The sequence below is a fragment of the Mycobacterium sp. C31M genome, assembly GCF_053345865.1.
The window spans coordinates 60,035-74,210 of the sequence record NZ_JBKFAX010000011.1 but is presented as its reverse complement, the minus strand read 5'-3'; the positions used below and the strand labels follow the sequence as shown (position 1 = coordinate 74,210).

The window sequence follows — 14,176 nt, the reverse complement described above, 5'->3', positions numbered from 1 at the left end:
ATGCGTTGTGCGCAACAATATCGCTGCGGGAGCCACCCTCGCAACACAACGCGGCACGTCGGCGTGGATCAGGTCGTGCTGTGCACCGTTTCCACCGTGTACAGCTTCGGATCGAAGCTTTCCGCCATCGCCGCCGCGGCGCCCATATGTTCGGTGACCGTCGGGTCTTGAAAGATCGCGGCATACGCCTCGGCGGACTCCCACTGTGCGTAGTTGACGACGCGGGTGTGATCGGTGCTGATGTGGATGTTGGCGGACACGAACCCGGGCTGGTGGCGCATCACCTGCTCGGTGGCCGCACTCAGGGTGGCGGACAGTTCCTCGGCCTTCTCCGGTGCGACGGTGAACACGTTGATCAACGTCGCGTAGCCGGTTCCTGCGGTGATGGTGGTCATGGCACTCCTCCTCGGCATGTCAGGTTCCTTACAATTCACGGTAGCACTGTGTAAGGTTCCTGTCATGGGCGTCGAGACGGAACTGACCGTCGGCTATTTGATCAAACGGGTTCAACAGGCATTACGCCGAAACTGCGATGCCGCCCTGCGTCCCACCGGATTGTCGATGGCCCAGTACACCGCCCTGCGGGCGCTGGCCGACCATCCGTCGGCCTCGGCGGCCCAACTTGCCCGGTTGTGCTTCGTCACCCGCCAGTCGCTGCAGGATGTGCTGTCCGGTCTGCGTGCGGCCGGGCTGGTGCGCGACGCCGCCCAGCAGTCGGCCGGCCGCGCCGTCGCGCTCAGCTTGACACCGCTGGGGCGGCGCAAACTGGCGGCCGGTCACGACGCGGTGCTCGCGGTCGATTCCGTAATGGTCGACGGACTGCCCGGCGGCGCGGAAGCCCAACTGTCGCAATGGTTGTTGGCCTGCGCGCAGCGTCTGGAGAATTAACCGCCCGCGGCAATGGCCTGCTGCAGCCCGCGGGTCGCCAATTCGTCGGCCAGCTCGTTGTCGGCGACCCCGGAATGTCCCTTCACCCAGAACCATTCGACGTGGTGGCGCTCGCACGCGGCCTGCAGTCGTTGCCAGAGGTCGACGTTCTTCACCGGTTCCTTGGCTGCCGTCTTCCAGCCGTTGCGCTCCCAACCCTGGACCCATTTGGTGATCCCGTTGCGGACGTAGGTGCTGTCGGTATAGAGGTGCACGGTGACCGGGCGCTTCAACGCCTCCAGCGCCATGATCGGTGCCGTCAGCTCCATCCGGTTGTTGCTCGTCTGGCCGGACTCGCCACCGCACATCTCGCGTACATGGTGGCGCTGCCGCAGCACCGCGCCCCAGCCGCCCGGCCCCGGGTTCGGGCGACACCCGCCGTCGGTGTGGATGACCACGGGATCGTCACTCATGGCGCCGAGACTATCTCGGCGAGATCATGGCGGTCCGCACCGACATGTCGAACTCCTTGTGCCGCAGCGTGGTGATCCGGCGTCCCGGCTGCACCGCGTCCTTGACCCGTGCGGTCCGGTCACCGAAGTAGGCCGCGGTGGCGCCGATATCGGCGACCACATGGGTGATGCCCCACAGCTCGGCAGGCCCGTCACCCGCGCCATCGGGTGCGCCGACGACCTCCAGGATCACCTCGCCCAGTCGATAGAAGATCTGCCGGATCGGGTGCCCACCGAGGTCGGTATCGCGTTCGCGTCGCGGCTGCAGGCCGGTGCCGGCCAGTGCCGCGACCGTGCGCGCCAGATTGGGGGACATCAGGACCAGGTGATCGATCGCGGTGACCCCGTTGGCGTGCGCGGCAGGCGCGCCAACAGGCAGCGTCGACGTCGACGTCGCGATCCTGTCGAGCTGATCGATGCCTGGTGGCAGACCGCGTAACGACCATCCGACGATCCCGGTGCCGCCGTCGCGGCCCAGCAGTCGGATGCGCACGCCGCCCACCCGACAGGTGTCGTCGGTATCCACGGTGAACCCGGCCTGCGTCCACGACTGCGGGGCATCGGCAACCAGGAGTTCGGCGACGGTGAGGGTCACGCCAGAAATCATCCCCGGTCATCTTGGCGCTGGTGCGGCGGGGTGCCGATCCGAGTCCCGGTTTGCTGGATGGCGCGCACAGTCGACGCGAGATGAGCGTTCCGCAGTAGGGTTACCTAAATGAGGCCTACGCGGTAGCCTCTACTAGCTTTGCTGGCGACGAGAATGGGGCGATGACGGTGGCGGCCGCTCTATCGAAACGGTGGTCGGTGCGGACCAACCACTACGAGTGGATCACCGACTACCTGGCCGCGCGCGGGGTTACCGACGCGGTGCGCATTCTGATGGCCTCGATCGCCGCCTCGCTGGCCGGTTGTCTGTTGGTGTTGCTGCTCAGTGTCGACGCCCCGGCCGCGGGCCTGCCGGCGGCGATGATGTGGACCGCCTTCGGTGGCGGTGTCGGGGGTGCGTTGCTGTGGGCGTGGCGATGGCCCTCCAAGCGGCAGTCGCTGGCGTTCGCGATGGTCTCGAACGCGTCGGTCGCGCTGGCCTGCCTGTCCTATCCGAATCCGCAGGGTGCGCTGTTCGGCTGTATCGCCTTCGCGACCACCGCCGCCTACTTCGCGTTCTTCCACTCCACCGCGCTGGTGGTCTACAACTTCGTGGTGGCTGCGGCCGTCGCCGTGATCGTGGCCGTGCGGGTCGCGCAGTCCGGGCACGTCGCCCTCGCCGCCGTCGACCTGTTCCTGGTCACCCAGATCAACATCGTGACGCCGGTGGCCATCCACCTGCTGATCCGCTCACTCGGCGCGGATCTGGAGCGTGCCGGGCGGGACCCGTTGACCGGGCTGCTGGATCGGAGGTCATTCCAGCGTTACACGGCGAAGATGCTCGACGAGGTCGATATCGATCCGGATGCGCATCTGGTCGTGGTGATGGTCGACCTGGACAATTTCAAGCGGCTCAACGACACCCGCGGCCATCAGGCCGGCGATGACGCCTTGGTGGCGGTGGGACGGGCGCTCGGGCAGGCTGTCGCCGATACCGTCGCCGTCGTCGCACGCAGTGGCGGTGAGGAATTCGTCGTCGCGGCCGCGTATGCGACCGGTGACCCGAGCCCGCTGGCGCATCGGGTCTGCGCCGGCATTGCCGAGCTGCCGATGGCGATCACCGCGAGCGTCGGGACGGCCTGCACGCCGATCGGGAATCTGCGCCGTACCCCGGCGCATCTGCGCTCCAGCGTCGACCGGTTGGTGGTGGCCGCGGATGAGGCGATGTATGCGGCCAAACGGGCCGGCGGCAATCGGCATCACCACGCGGCTTAGGTGTGCCGGTTGGCCCAGCCGTCGTCATTGTGGGACAGCAGGGCGATCTCGCGTTCCCACGCCCGGTCCCGCGCGCGGTCGAGCCCACGCCGGATCAGGAAGGCGCCCAGTACGGCGATCATCACCACGGTCGTCCACACTGCGCCCGCGGCGACGACGGATTGCAGTTCGGCGTCGCCGGCCTGCAGCGGTGCGTTGACGACCTTCCCGGTGTTGTCCAGCCACACCGTCATGTGGTCGCCGGGCTTGGTGGTCGCATAACTGACCACCGATTCGGTGCGTTCCGCAGCGCCCTCGCGCCACTGCGCGCGGACGTAGGCAGGCGTGTCGAGGTCGGTGGGTACGCCGATGCCGGCCACCACGACCGCCTGCACCGAGTGGCGGCTGGCGGCCTGATCGCGGGCGGTCTGCAGCGCGGACTCGTGGATGAGCGATCCCGCCGACATCGCCATCGGGATCGCGATGAGGGCAGCGACGACGACACCGAGGACGGTGCAGGCTTCCAGCCTGTCCACGGTGCGGACCAAGGGGTGTCGACCGCCGAGTGCCCGTAGGTACCAACGCAGTCGGGCAGCAAACAGCGTGACGCCGGTTACAGGCTTGGGCTGGCTGCTTTCATGCTTGTGCGCAAACATCGCTTCTCAGATTGACACCGGTGGCAGCCGGTCGCAAAGCGGTGAGGGGGCCGGGCGACGGATATCACATCCGGTGCGGTGACGCCAGAGCCTTCACGAGCAGGTCGAGCAGATTCTCGAAAGTGGTATCTGCGTCGGGAGTCTGGCCGATACCCGCATGTTCGATGGTCACGGCGCCGTGGATGGCACCCCAGACGATCTGAGCCGACTCGGCAGCGTCTGCTCGGCTGTTGCCGGGCCGCACACCGTCGATCAACTCGATCAGGATGTCGAACACGGCTCGACCGGTCGCGGCGACACCGGAGCTCTGATCCTCCAGGGGGCTGCCGGCACCGAAGATCAAGGAGTAGCGCGCCGGGTGCTGCCGCGCGAAGCCGCGGTAGCTGCGGCATGCCGTACGGAGTCGTTCGATCGGATCCATCGGGTCAGGCGTATCGATGGCCACGGCAAGTTCGTCGAGTGCACGGGTGGCCAGGGCGATGACGAGCCCGTCTTTGTTCTCGAATCGGTTGTAGACGCTCATGGGCGAGACGCCGGCCTCGTGGGCGACGGCACGAACGGTGACCCCGTCGGTGCCGTCGCGGTCCAGCACGGTCTCGGCCGCGTTGAGCAACGCGACCGAGACCGCAGCGCTGGCAGTGCGACGGCGGACCGTCATGCGGCCTTCGTGACGTTGCGGTCAGCCAGCCACTGCAGCGACACATCGGCGACGTCACGCCACCCCTGATCGATGGTCAGCGAGTGGCCGCGTCCCTCGAATTCGTAGAAATCGGTGATGGCACCCGACTTCTCGTACAGCCGATGAGCGGCCTTGGCGCTCACCAGCGGCACGGTGTGGTCGGCAGCGCCGCCGGTGATCAGCAGTGGACCCCGACTCGAATTGGCGGTGTCGACCTTCGCCGGTGAGTTGGGCGCGAAGTTCGCGACGGCAGCCTCGAACAGCGGCTTGCCCGGCGACGGGATGGCCCATTGTTGCCAGAGCGCGTCGGATTCCTCTTGGGACAACGCATTACCGAACCCGTAACGCCACTGCGCCTCGGTCAACCCCTTGGCGCGCCCCCGGTTGAGCGGATTGCCCAAGACCGGAAACGCCGACCGCAGCTGCGCCGGCGGCAGGGGCTTGACTCCCTTGATGGGGGCGGGGTCGATCGCGATGGCCGCAGCGACCTTGTTCTGGCCCAACAGTTTCTGCGCGATGAGCCCACCGAACGAGTGCCCGATGACCACCGGTGGGGTGTCGAACTGTTCGAGGTAGCCGGCGAAGTGGTCGGTCAGTGCGTCGATACCGTGGCCGGCCTGATCGGCGGCGGCGTGTCGAGTTTCCGCCGGGGTGGGGTGTTCGCCGGGCCAGGTGGGGGCGAAGGCCCGATGGCCGTGGGCTTCGAAGTGCTCGATCCACGGCTGCCATGCGCCGGCCGCGACCCATAGTCCGTGGATGAAGACGATGTCGGTCATAACTGTTCCCATCTCGTGTGACCATCTTATAGAACAACGTTCCATAAGCGATATCGGCTTCAACCAGGGACGGGGTCCAAATATTCCGCCGGCGGACATGCCGCAACCCGCCATCGTTGTTAGTCTCCCGGGGTGATCCGCCTGCTCGCTGCGCCCGCCGCTGTCCCGGTCGCTGCGGCCGTATTGTTGTCGACGTCCGCCGTCGCCCACGCGGAGCCGGAGCCCACCGACGCCGTCTACGCCATCGGCATGTGCTTCGACCCGGCGAACCCGCTGCCGCAGCGACCCGCGGTGTTCGACTACAACTGCGATGACACCGGCGTACTGCACGATATGGTCTGGTCGACCTGGGATGACCAGGGCGCCAGCGGATTCGGCACCGACATCTCCGTGGAATGTCAACCCAACTGCGCCGAGGGCGCGCGGCTCACCAATCCCGTTGTGGTCCATGCCTGGAATCCGCAGCCTTCGAGCAGCCCGAGCTGTCCGGCCAACGCCCGGTTCTATGCGGATGTGACGATCGCCTATCCGCACACTGTGCCGCCGTGGATCCAGCCCGGCACCGAGTGGTACCCCGGGAACCGATTTTGTCCTTGTCGACGGCGCACCCGCGGTGCACTTCTCCGGGCTCAGTTCGTCCTGTGAGGATCAGCTCAGATGAGGCAAGCTGGTGTCATGAGCGGTCCACAAGGTGACTACAGCGTTGACAACGACGACCAGCTGACAGCGGAGGACACCCTGCTCGATCGCGGTGTGGACGACCTGCTGGACGAGGGTTATTCACCGCCTGAGCGCTGGCAGGAGGCGCGCGAGCACGAGAGCCTCGACGAGCGCCTGGCCGATGAGCAGCCCGAGATCTCCGACGGTGCCGACAACCTGGACGAACAGTGGGGCGAGGACGAGGTCGGGGCCCGCCGCTCGGGCCGGCTGGTCGCACCCGACGCGGGTTCCGGCGCGGACACCGAATCGGACCTGCTGGGTAGCGATGTCGGTATCGACGGCGGGGCGGCCTCGGCCGAAGAGGCCGCCGTCCACATCATCGACGAGTAGTGCGCCCCAGCAGCACCGACACCGTGAGTACCAGCAGGCCGCAGATCGCCAGCGCGGACCCGGCAGCAGCCGGCGCCGTGTAGCCGTAACCGGCGGCGATCACCAGCCCGCCCACCCAGGCGCCGGCCGCATTGCCGATGTTGAGTGCGGAGTGGTTCAGTGCCGCGGCCAGTGTCTGCGCGTCCTGGGCGACATCCATCAGCCGGGTCTGCAGGGCCGGCCCGACGGCCGAACCCGCCGTGCCGATTCCGAACAGCACCAGCAGCGCCGTCCACGGGTTGTGTGCGGCCGCCACGAACACCAGCAGTACGACGCTCAGCGCGCCCATCGACAGGTACAGCGCGCGCACCACCGACGTGTCGGCCAGCTTGCCGCCGAGCAGGTTGCCGACCACCATGCCGAGACCGAACACCATGAGTGCCAACGGAACCAGCGTCCGGGGCAGACCGGCGACGTCGGTCATGGTGGTGCTGATGTAGGTGTACACGGCGAACATGCCGCCGAAGCCGATCATGCCGACCAGCACGGCCAGCCACACCTGCGGCCGGCGCAGTGCACCCAACTCGGTCAGCGGGCTGGTCACATGCATCGTGCGCAGTTGCCCGGGCAGCCAGAACCACAGCGCGGCCAGCGTGATCATCCCGATCACCACGACCAGACCGAAAGCGCTGCGCCAGCCCAGTGCCTGGCCCAGCCAGGACGCGGCGGGGACGCCGAGCACGGTGGCCACCGTCAACCCGGACAGCACATAGGCCACGGCCTTGGCCCGGTTGCGCGGTCCCATCAGATGAGCGGCGGCCAGGGCGGCGATCCCGAAGAAGGCGCCGTGCGGCAATCCGGCGATGAACCGGGCGGCCACCAGCGTCGGGTAGGTCGGTGCGAACATGCTGGCCAGGTTGCCCAGGGTGAAGACGGCCATCAGCCCCAGCAGCAGGGCCCGACGCGGAACTCGGGCGGTCAGCGCGGCGATGGTCGGCGCACCGACCACCACACCGAGCGCGTAGGCGGAGATGACGTGGCCCGCGGTGGGCTCGGTGATACCGAAGCTCGCGGCGATATCGGGCAGCAGACCCATCGCGACGAACTCGGTGGTGCCGATGCCGAAACCGCCCAGGGCCAGCGCAAACACTGCCAGCGCGCGGACCGTGGGGTCGGCGGCGACGACAGACTGCGGGCGGCTGGGGCGATCGATGCTGGGTGTCACCGGTCAAGCGTAAGACCGCTTACGTCTGCAACTCAACTTAGTTTTGTATTTTCCAGGTCAAAGTGGCGAAGCTTACGCATTCTGTGGTGAAATCGGAAGCGTGACCACCGTCGGTGAGATGTTCGCCCTGATCAGACGGCATGGCGAGATCACCCGCACGGAAATCGCGACGCTGACCGGTCTGTCCCGCACCGCCGTCGGCGCCCGGCTTGCCCTGCTGCTCGACTCCGAACTCGTCGTGGAATGCCAGCCGGCCGCTTCGACCGGAGGCCGGCCGGCGACCCAGCTCAGCTTCAACGCCGACGCCGGGGTGGTGCTGTCGGCGGCCATCGGGATCAGTCGCACCCGGCTCGCGATCTGCAATCTGGCCGGCGACGTGCTGGCGCTCTCCGATATCGACCAGGAGGTCGCGCTCGGCCCCGACGATCTGATGCCCGATGTGGTCAAGGGCCTCGATGTGCTGCTGGCGGATTTCCCCGATGCCGCGGTGTACGGCGTCGGCCTGAGCCTGCCGGGCACCGTGGACCGGGTCCGCGGCTGCAGTTGCGGATCACCGATCCTGCGCGGCTGGGACGGTGTGGAGTTGCGGCCGTATTTCAGCAGCCTCGGGACCGTCCCGGTGGTACTCGACAACGACGCCAACGCCATCGCGCTCGCCGAACGCGGTGACCGTGACGATGTGCTGGTGCTGAAGGCCTCCAGCGGCCTCGGGGCCGGGATCGTCGCGGGTGGCGTGCTGCTGCGCGGTGCCGGGCAGGCGGCGGGGGAGTTCGGGCACAACAAAATCGCTGCCGCACTGGGGCATCCGTGTCGATGCGGGGATACCGGCTGCCTGGAGGCGATCGCCGGCGGCTGGGCGATCGTGCGGGAACTGCAACGGCAGGGCCGCCCGGTGCGCCACCTGCGCGATGTCGCCGAACTGGCCAACGACGGTGACCCGGAGGCCCGCCGGATGATCCGGGACAGCGGCCGTCATGTCGGCGAGGGCCTCGCGCCGGCGGTCAACCTGATCAATCCGGCCGTGCTGGTGGTCGCGGGCGATATGGCGGGTGCCTACGACATCTATGTCGCCGGGCTGCGAGAAGCCTTGTACGGCAACGCGACCGCGGTGGCCACCAAGGATCTCGAGGTCGTTGCGGCCGCCCACGGTGACCGATCGGCCACCGTCGGCAGTGCCACGATCGTGCTCGAAGAGGTCCTCAGCGCCGCCGCGGTGGACGGTGTGCTGGGCTAGCCGTTTGCTGCGCCCGACAACGATGCGGCTGAGGGACGAGGCCGCTGAGGCGAAGGGCAATCAGGCCTTGGCGATCACGTTCTCGGCGAACCATTCCAGGTTGCGGATCTTGTCCTCGAGCGGCTCGGTGTCCTGGCCCATGATGTAGGGAATCCGGAAGCCGACGATGACATCGGTGACGCCCTTGTCCTCCAGGCGCTTGACACCGTCGAGGGTGAACCCGTCGATCGAGATGACGTGGATCTGGAACTCCTCGGCCTTGCCGATGCGTTCCTCCTCCTCGCGGAACTTGGCGAGCTTGGCCAGCAGCGGGTCGAGTTCGGCCGGGTTGCCGCCGCCGTGCATCCAGCCGTCGTTGCGGGCGGCGCGGCGCAGGGCGGCATCCGCATGCCCGCCGATCAGGATGGGGATGGGCTTGGTCGGGGCCGGCGTCATCTTGAAGCGCGGGAAGTCGTAGAACTCGCCGTGGTACTCGAAGTAATCCCCGGAGGTCAGGCCCCGGACGATGTCGATGCACTCGTCCATCCGCTTACCGCGCCTCGCGAACGGGACGCCCATGATCTCGTAGTCCTCGGGCCACGGGCTGGTGCCGACGCCGAGGTTGAGGCGGTTGTCGAACATCGCGGCCAGCGAACCGGCCTGCTTGGCCACCAGGGCGGGCGGGCGGATCGGCAGTTTCAGGACGAAGACGTTGAACTGCAGGCGGCTCGTGACGGCCGACAGTGCACCGATGAGGCCGAACGTCTCGATGAACGACTTACCGTCGAGAAACTCCCGGTTGCCGTCCTCGGTGTAGGGGTATTTCGAGTCCGACACCTCGGGGTAGGCGACGCTGTCCGCGATCGTCATCCCGTGGTATCCGGCCTCGTCAGCGGCTTTCGCCAGCGGGATGTAGTACTTGGGATCGGTCATGGCTTCCGCATAAGTGAACCGCATGGAACCGATACTAGAACACGTTCTAATTTGCCGTTGCGGAATGAACTACCGGGGGAACGGCGGCACCCCGACACCGGCGATCGCATAGCCACCTTGCTGGCTGCGTTCGGTGAACTTGGCCTCAGCCGTGCGCTCACCGATCGTCACCGTCAGGGTCCGTGATGGCGTGCGGTCGTCCAACACCGTGCCCTGCCAGTGGTACTGCCCGTCGATCGGGTGGAGGTGCCCGGCCAGTCGCACCCGCACCTCCCGTCCGTCGACGGTCGCAGCGCCGACGTATATATCCTCCTCGCCGGCGATCTCCACCCGGCCCGTCGGCACCAGCGCCCCGGTCGGCAGGAACCCACTGCGTCGCCACATCCGGCGCGCGATCGGGCCCATCAACCCGATCTCTTCGAGGAACGATGCCAGCGGGGCGAACCCGGCGATCTGCACCCGGTGGCGGTGCGGGGAACGTCGCGCCATCCGACGCGCGGTCGGGGCGTCCAGGCCGGCCCGACGGTACTGCACCTTGTTGGTGAAGAGGAACCGGAAGAACGGTCCGCCGACCCCGTTGAGGTTGCCCACCCAGAACCGCTTCCACCGCGACATCGACGGTGTCCGTTTGCGTAGCCCGTCGCGGGCGAATTGGATGTGGCGGGCCTCCTCGGTGACGTGGATGCGCATCAACCGCTGCACCATCGGCTGCAGTTCGTCATCGTCCATCATCTGGCGTTGTAGCGAATCGAAGATCTCCTCACCGATCAGGGCGGCCACCCACAACACCGACCCGCGAAAGGCGAATGGCAGCGCGTTGATGACAATGCGCTGATACAGCCGCGGCCGCACGGGCTCGGTGCCGACCTTCGCGATCGCCTTGCCGAACATCACCATGTGTCGGGTCTCGTCCCCGAGTTCGGTCAGCTCGTAGTGGGTGGTCGCGGCGGTCGGATCCTGGTGCATCATCTTGCGCAGCAAGGCCTGGTTGAGGATGTTCTCGAACCAGATGCCCGCCGACAGGGTGTTGACCAACTCATGTCGGGACAGCTCGATCTGCTCGGCGCGGCTCATCGCCTCCCATATCGGAGTGCCATACAGCGACACGACTTTCGGCGGCAGGAAGAACTTGTCCGGGTCCAGCGGGGCATCCCAGTCGATGTCCACGATCGGCGCGTAGGACTTGCGCACCGACCCCTTGAGGAGGCGCTCGGCGAACTCCGCACGCGTGGTCTGAGGCCGCACCGAGGCTGTCATCTTCCGACGGTAAGCCCGATACCAGCGGTAGTCAATACCCGCGGTACTAGGTAAATCGGATCGACTAATCTTTCTCGGTGCGCACAATCCACGTGATCGGCATCGGTGCAGGAGACCCCGACTATGTGACGGCGCAGGCGGTTTCCGCGCTCAACGACACCGACGTCTTCTTCGCCATGGACAAGGGCGACATCAAGGACGATCTGGTCGCATTGCGCCGCCACATCTGTGACCGGTTCATCGAGACACACGACTACCGGTTCGTCGCACTGCCCGACCCGAAACGCGCCACCGACGTCCCCTACGAACAGGCCGTCGACGACTGGCATGCCGCCCGCGCGCGACTGTGGGCCCGTGCCATCGAGGCCGAACTCGGACCCGACGGTGTCGGAGCCTTTCTCGCCTGGGGCGATCCATCGCTCTACGACAGCACGCTGCGCATCCTGGACCGGGTCGCCGAACATGTCGCCTTCGACTTCGACGTCATCCCCGGGATCACCGCGATCCAGGCGCTGACCGCGCGGCATCGCATCCCGCTCAACGATATTGGCGATCCGGTGCTCATCACCACCGGTCGGCGGTTGCGGGCCGACGGGCTGGCCGGGGCTGCCGTCGTGATGCTCGACGGGGAGTGTTCATTTCGCGGACTCGCACCCGACACCCGGATCTGGTGGGGTGCCTATCTCGGCACACCGGACGAGCTGCTGATCACCGGAGCCCTCGGCGAGGTGAGCGAACAGATCTTCGAAACACGCGCCGCGGCAAGGGAACGACACGGTTGGATCATGGACATCTACCTGCTGCGGGCGGCAGACTGAGCGTCATGAACTTTCTGCTGCGCGCCGCATTGACCGGAGTCGCACTGTGGGTGGTGACGCTGCTGGTGCCCGGTATCACCATCGTCGGTGGCGATTCCACCTTGCAGCGGGTCGGCATCATCTTCGTCGTCGCGGTGGTGTTCGGACTCGTCAACGCGGTGATCAAGCCCATCGTGCAGTTCATTTCGATACCGCTCTACATTCTCACCCTCGGCCTCATCCACATCGTGATCAACGCGTGGATGCTGTGGATCACCTCGTGGATCACCGAGACCGCCACACACTGGGGCCTGCAGATCGACGACTTCTGGTGGACCGCCATCTGGGCGGCCATCGTCCTGTCGATCGTCAGCTGGCTGCTGTCGCTGGTAACCGGAGACGTGAAAAAGAGCACATCCTAACGGTTTAGCGGTGTTCGACCTCCCAGCAAGCGGCCAACGTCTGATAGGCCAGGTGTTCGGTGTCGGCGATCGTCGGCCATAACCGTTCGGCCTCGGCCCGGTGCTCGGCCGAACCGCCGATGGCGCCCTGATACGCCTCCAGCAGCGTCATCGCACTGAGTTGTAGATCCCGGCGTGCCGCGCGGGCGGGCGCACTGGACACCGCGCCCGCGCGCAGGTGCACATCGGTGATGTCGATGGCCGCCCGCGTCGCGCGCACCGCCTCGGGCAAGGGTGCCGGTCCGCGCCGCCGCATTGCCGCCCAGTAGACCAAAAGTGCTACTGTGCAACCGATCACGGTGTCGAGTCCGCGGGTCAGCAGGAAATGTCGCAGATCGGCCACTTGGTGCCCACCGGAGGCGATCGTCAGCGCCAACGGGGTGATGAAGACCACGGCGATCGTGTAATTCCGCACCACGAACATCTCGATGGCGAACTGCAATGCGGCGATGACGATCACCAGCCACCAACCCTGCGGTTGCCAGCTCAGGATCGCGGTGGCCAGACCCAACCCGAGCAACGTCCCCACCAGCCGCTCGGCGCCCCGCTGCACCGTGCGCGACCAGTCGAAGCCCTGATACAACACCAGCACCGCAACGGCCATCGCCCAGTACGAATGGTCATCGGACACCGCGAGCGCGGCCAGCCCGGACAGACACACCGCGACGCCCACCCGCCCCGCCAAACGCATCGACTCCGAACCCGGTGTCAGCGCCCGCCGCAACAACGTCGCGTTGTTCGGCCGGCCCAGCGGCAGCCGGAAGCCGGGCCCCAACTCGGTGCGGCGCACGATATCGACATCCGACCCGCCGGCGACCGCCGCACCGAATACCCGGTGCAGGTGCAGGTTCTCGGCCCGCAACCCGTCGAGCTCGGGATCCGGGTCGACCCGCGCCGGCTGGAAGTTGACCAACGTGTTCCAGGCCTGATGCAGTGCGCGGGCGGCCAGGTGGCGGTCGGCGGTGTCCCGGGAATCCAGATACCGGGCCACTGCGACCCGGGCAGCTGCCACCGCTCGTGTTTCCGGTCCGCGAGGTTCCCACAGCGCGCCGACCATGTGTACCAACCAGGAGAACGCCCCGCCGGCCAGCACCAGCAGCCCGATATGCCAGGGCGGTAGCTGCGTGGCGCCGACGGCGGTGCCCGCAGCGCAGCCGAGCACGAACATGAACGCACCGGGTGGGCCGACATGGAGCGCATGGCACACCAGCACGGCCACCATCGCGATGACGGTGATGGTCACCAGTCCCAGCCACGGTAGCGCGGCCGCCCAATCGCCAAGGGCCACAGCGGCGCCGAACGACAGCGCGATCACCGCCAGATAACCGGCCCGATTCCGGTACGGGCGACCGCTGCCGTACAGCGAGGTGAAGCCACCGATGATCGCGATCAGTCCGGCGGCGGTGTCGCCGAGTGACCAGCCCACCAGCACGGGCACCGCCATGCAGATACCCGCACGGAGCGCGAACTTCCACCGGCCCGGGGCCGGGTTGATCACGAAGGATCGACGGATCGCGGTCAGCACACTCCGAGACGATATCCGTGTCCTCGAGTAACACTGGGGGCATGCCCGAACTGCCCGAAGTCGAGGCGCTCGCCGATCATCTGCGCCGGCATGCCGTCGGACGGGTCGTCACCCGCGTCGATATCTCTGCGCTGTCGGTGCTCAAGACGTTCGACCCGCCGGTGACCGCACTGCACGGCATCGAGGTCACCGGGGCCGCCCGGTGGGGGAAGTACCTGGGGCTCGGCATCGGCGACCTGTGGCTGATCACCCACCTGTCGCGGGCCGGTTGGCTGCGCTGGTCGGACAAACTGGCTCCGACCCCGCTGAAACCGGGCAAGGGCCCGATCGCGCTGCGTGTGCACCTCGACGGGGGAGTCGGCTTCGACCTCACCGAGGCGGGCACCCAGAAACGGTTGGCGGTCTGG

General features: G+C 67.1%; 17 protein-coding genes and 1 pseudogene. 8 read left to right on the top strand and 10 right to left on the bottom strand.

Annotated elements, in window-relative coordinates:
• Positions 1-68: 68 nt before the first annotated feature.
• Positions 69-395 (bottom strand): antibiotic biosynthesis monooxygenase family protein, encoded by a 327-nt coding sequence (locus ACLBYA_RS17755; protein ID WP_447710742.1) that lies wholly within the window; start codon positions 393-395, stop codon positions 69-71.
• A gap of 64 nt (positions 396-459) precedes the next feature.
• On the opposite strand from ACLBYA_RS17755, the gene ACLBYA_RS17750 reads away from it, so the two are divergent.
• A complete protein-coding gene (locus ACLBYA_RS17750) occupies positions 460-888 on the top strand; it encodes a MarR family winged helix-turn-helix transcriptional regulator (RefSeq protein ID WP_447710741.1) in 429 nt (142 codons plus the stop codon).
• Here ACLBYA_RS17750 and rnhA read toward each other — a convergent pair.
• Together rnhA and ACLBYA_RS17740 are read right to left on the bottom strand one after the other, a co-directional pair.
• Positions 885-1,340 carry a ribonuclease HI gene (gene rnhA, locus ACLBYA_RS17745; RefSeq protein ID WP_447710740.1) on the bottom strand — a complete coding sequence of 152 codons (456 nt, stop codon included), beginning with the start codon at positions 1,338-1,340 and terminating at the stop codon, positions 885-887. The two genes, ACLBYA_RS17750 and rnhA, sit on opposite strands and share 4 nt — an antisense overlap.
• 10 nt (positions 1,341-1,350) lie before the next feature.
• Positions 1,351-1,974: a glyoxalase gene (locus tag ACLBYA_RS17740; RefSeq protein WP_447710739.1), complete on the bottom strand. Its 624-nt coding sequence runs from the start codon at positions 1,972-1,974 to the stop codon at positions 1,351-1,353.
• Positions 1,975-2,147: 173 nt separating this feature from the next.
• Between ACLBYA_RS17740 and ACLBYA_RS17735 the strand changes: the two genes are divergently transcribed.
• Positions 2,148-3,239, top strand: a complete 1,092-nt coding sequence (locus ACLBYA_RS17735; protein ID WP_447710738.1) for a GGDEF domain-containing protein — start codon at positions 2,148-2,150, stop codon at positions 3,237-3,239.
• Here ACLBYA_RS17735 and ACLBYA_RS17730 read toward each other — a convergent pair.
• The 3 genes from ACLBYA_RS17730 to ACLBYA_RS17720 form a co-directional block, all read right to left on the bottom strand.
• Positions 3,236-3,874, bottom strand: coding sequence for an Rv1733c family protein (locus ACLBYA_RS17730; RefSeq protein WP_447710737.1), 639 nt, complete (start codon positions 3,872-3,874; stop codon positions 3,236-3,238). The genes ACLBYA_RS17735 and ACLBYA_RS17730 overlap by 4 nt on opposite strands.
• 64 nt (positions 3,875-3,938) lie before the next feature.
• Complete coding sequence (locus tag ACLBYA_RS17725) at positions 3,939-4,532, bottom strand: TetR/AcrR family transcriptional regulator (protein WP_447710736.1); 594 nt, start codon at positions 4,530-4,532, stop codon at positions 3,939-3,941.
• Entirely contained in the window at positions 4,529-5,329 is an 801-nt protein-coding gene (locus ACLBYA_RS17720; RefSeq protein WP_447710735.1) for an alpha/beta hydrolase, read from the bottom strand. The genes ACLBYA_RS17725 and ACLBYA_RS17720 overlap by 4 nt, the downstream gene beginning before the upstream one ends.
• A 132-nt stretch (positions 5,330-5,461) precedes the next feature.
• On the opposite strand from ACLBYA_RS17720, the gene ACLBYA_RS17715 reads away from it, so the two are divergent.
• The gene (locus ACLBYA_RS17715; RefSeq protein WP_447710734.1) at positions 5,462-5,974 is read left to right on the top strand and encodes a hypothetical protein; all 513 of its coding nucleotides are present in this window, start codon (positions 5,462-5,464) and stop codon (positions 5,972-5,974) included.
• A gap of 30 nt (positions 5,975-6,004) precedes the next feature.
• Positions 6,005-6,379 (top strand): DUF5709 domain-containing protein, encoded by a 375-nt coding sequence (locus tag ACLBYA_RS17710; protein ID WP_447710733.1) that lies wholly within the window; start codon positions 6,005-6,007, stop codon positions 6,377-6,379.
• On the opposite strand, the gene ACLBYA_RS17705 is transcribed toward ACLBYA_RS17710, so the two are convergent.
• Complete coding sequence (locus ACLBYA_RS17705; protein ID WP_447710732.1) at positions 6,366-7,583, bottom strand: MFS transporter; 1,218 nt, start codon at positions 7,581-7,583, stop codon at positions 6,366-6,368. The two genes, ACLBYA_RS17710 and ACLBYA_RS17705, sit on opposite strands and share 14 nt — an antisense overlap.
• Before the next feature lie 118 nt (positions 7,584-7,701).
• Here ACLBYA_RS17705 and ACLBYA_RS17700 point away from each other — a divergent pair, with 118 nt between their 5' ends.
• The gene (locus ACLBYA_RS17700) at positions 7,702-8,817 is read left to right on the top strand and encodes an ROK family protein (RefSeq protein ID WP_447710893.1); all 1,116 of its coding nucleotides are present in this window, start codon (positions 7,702-7,704) and stop codon (positions 8,815-8,817) included.
• 60 nt (positions 8,818-8,877) lie between these two features.
• On the opposite strand, the gene ACLBYA_RS17695 is transcribed toward ACLBYA_RS17700, so the two are convergent.
• A complete protein-coding gene (locus ACLBYA_RS17695; RefSeq protein WP_447710731.1) occupies positions 8,878-9,753 on the bottom strand; it encodes an LLM class flavin-dependent oxidoreductase in 876 nt (291 codons plus the stop codon).
• 45 nt (positions 9,754-9,798) lie between these two features.
• A complete protein-coding gene (locus ACLBYA_RS17690; RefSeq protein ID WP_447710730.1) occupies positions 9,799-10,986 on the bottom strand; it encodes a diiron oxygenase in 1,188 nt (395 codons plus the stop codon).
• Positions 10,987-11,063: 77 nt separating this feature from the next.
• Between ACLBYA_RS17690 and cobF the strand changes: the two genes are divergently transcribed.
• A complete protein-coding gene (gene cobF, locus ACLBYA_RS17685) occupies positions 11,064-11,804 on the top strand; it encodes a precorrin-6A synthase (deacetylating) (RefSeq protein WP_447710729.1) in 741 nt (246 codons plus the stop codon).
• Between the two features lie 5 nt (positions 11,805-11,809).
• Positions 11,810-12,205, top strand: a complete 396-nt coding sequence (locus tag ACLBYA_RS17680) for a phage holin family protein (RefSeq protein WP_447710728.1) — start codon at positions 11,810-11,812, stop codon at positions 12,203-12,205.
• 4 nt (positions 12,206-12,209) lie between these two features.
• Here the strand turns inward: ACLBYA_RS17680 and ACLBYA_RS17675 are convergent, their stop codons facing one another.
• Positions 12,210-13,769, bottom strand: a complete 1,560-nt coding sequence (locus tag ACLBYA_RS17675) for an FUSC family protein (RefSeq protein ID WP_447710727.1) — start codon at positions 13,767-13,769, stop codon at positions 12,210-12,212.
• Positions 13,770-13,810: 41 nt separating this feature from the next.
• Between ACLBYA_RS17675 and ACLBYA_RS17670 the strand changes: the two are divergent.
• A pseudogene (locus ACLBYA_RS17670) lies at positions 13,811-14,107 on the top strand (DNA-formamidopyrimidine glycosylase family protein); the annotation flags it as partial.
• Positions 14,108-14,176: the final 69 nt, after the last annotated feature.

Excerpts from the sequence above, each read along its gene's own strand:
- ACLBYA_RS17755 (WP_447710742.1), bottom strand. The coding sequence starts at position 395 with ATGACCACCATCACCGCAGGAACCGGCTACGCGACGTTGATCAACGTG.
- ACLBYA_RS17750 (WP_447710741.1), top strand. The coding sequence starts at position 460 with ATGGGCGTCGAGACGGAACTGACCGTCGGCTATTTGATCAAACGGGTT.
- rnhA (WP_447710740.1), bottom strand. The coding sequence starts at position 1,340 with ATGAGTGACGATCCCGTGGTCATCCACACCGACGGCGGGTGTCGCCCG.
- ACLBYA_RS17735 (WP_447710738.1), top strand. The coding sequence starts at position 2,148 with ATGACGGTGGCGGCCGCTCTATCGAAACGGTGGTCGGTGCGGACCAAC.
- ACLBYA_RS17730 (WP_447710737.1), bottom strand. The coding sequence starts at position 3,874 with ATGTTTGCGCACAAGCATGAAAGCAGCCAGCCCAAGCCTGTAACCGGC.
- ACLBYA_RS17725 (WP_447710736.1), bottom strand. The coding sequence starts at position 4,532 with ATGACGGTCCGCCGTCGCACTGCCAGCGCTGCGGTCTCGGTCGCGTTG.
- ACLBYA_RS17720 (WP_447710735.1), bottom strand. The coding sequence starts at position 5,329 with ATGACCGACATCGTCTTCATCCACGGACTATGGGTCGCGGCCGGCGCA.
- ACLBYA_RS17710 (WP_447710733.1), top strand. The coding sequence starts at position 6,005 with ATGAGCGGTCCACAAGGTGACTACAGCGTTGACAACGACGACCAGCTG.
- ACLBYA_RS17700 (WP_447710893.1), top strand. The coding sequence starts at position 7,702 with ATGTTCGCCCTGATCAGACGGCATGGCGAGATCACCCGCACGGAAATC.
- ACLBYA_RS17695 (WP_447710731.1), bottom strand. The coding sequence starts at position 9,753 with ATGCGGTTCACTTATGCGGAAGCCATGACCGATCCCAAGTACTACATC.
- ACLBYA_RS17690 (WP_447710730.1), bottom strand. The coding sequence starts at position 10,986 with ATGACAGCCTCGGTGCGGCCTCAGACCACGCGTGCGGAGTTCGCCGAG.
- ACLBYA_RS17680 (WP_447710728.1), top strand. The coding sequence starts at position 11,810 with ATGAACTTTCTGCTGCGCGCCGCATTGACCGGAGTCGCACTGTGGGTG.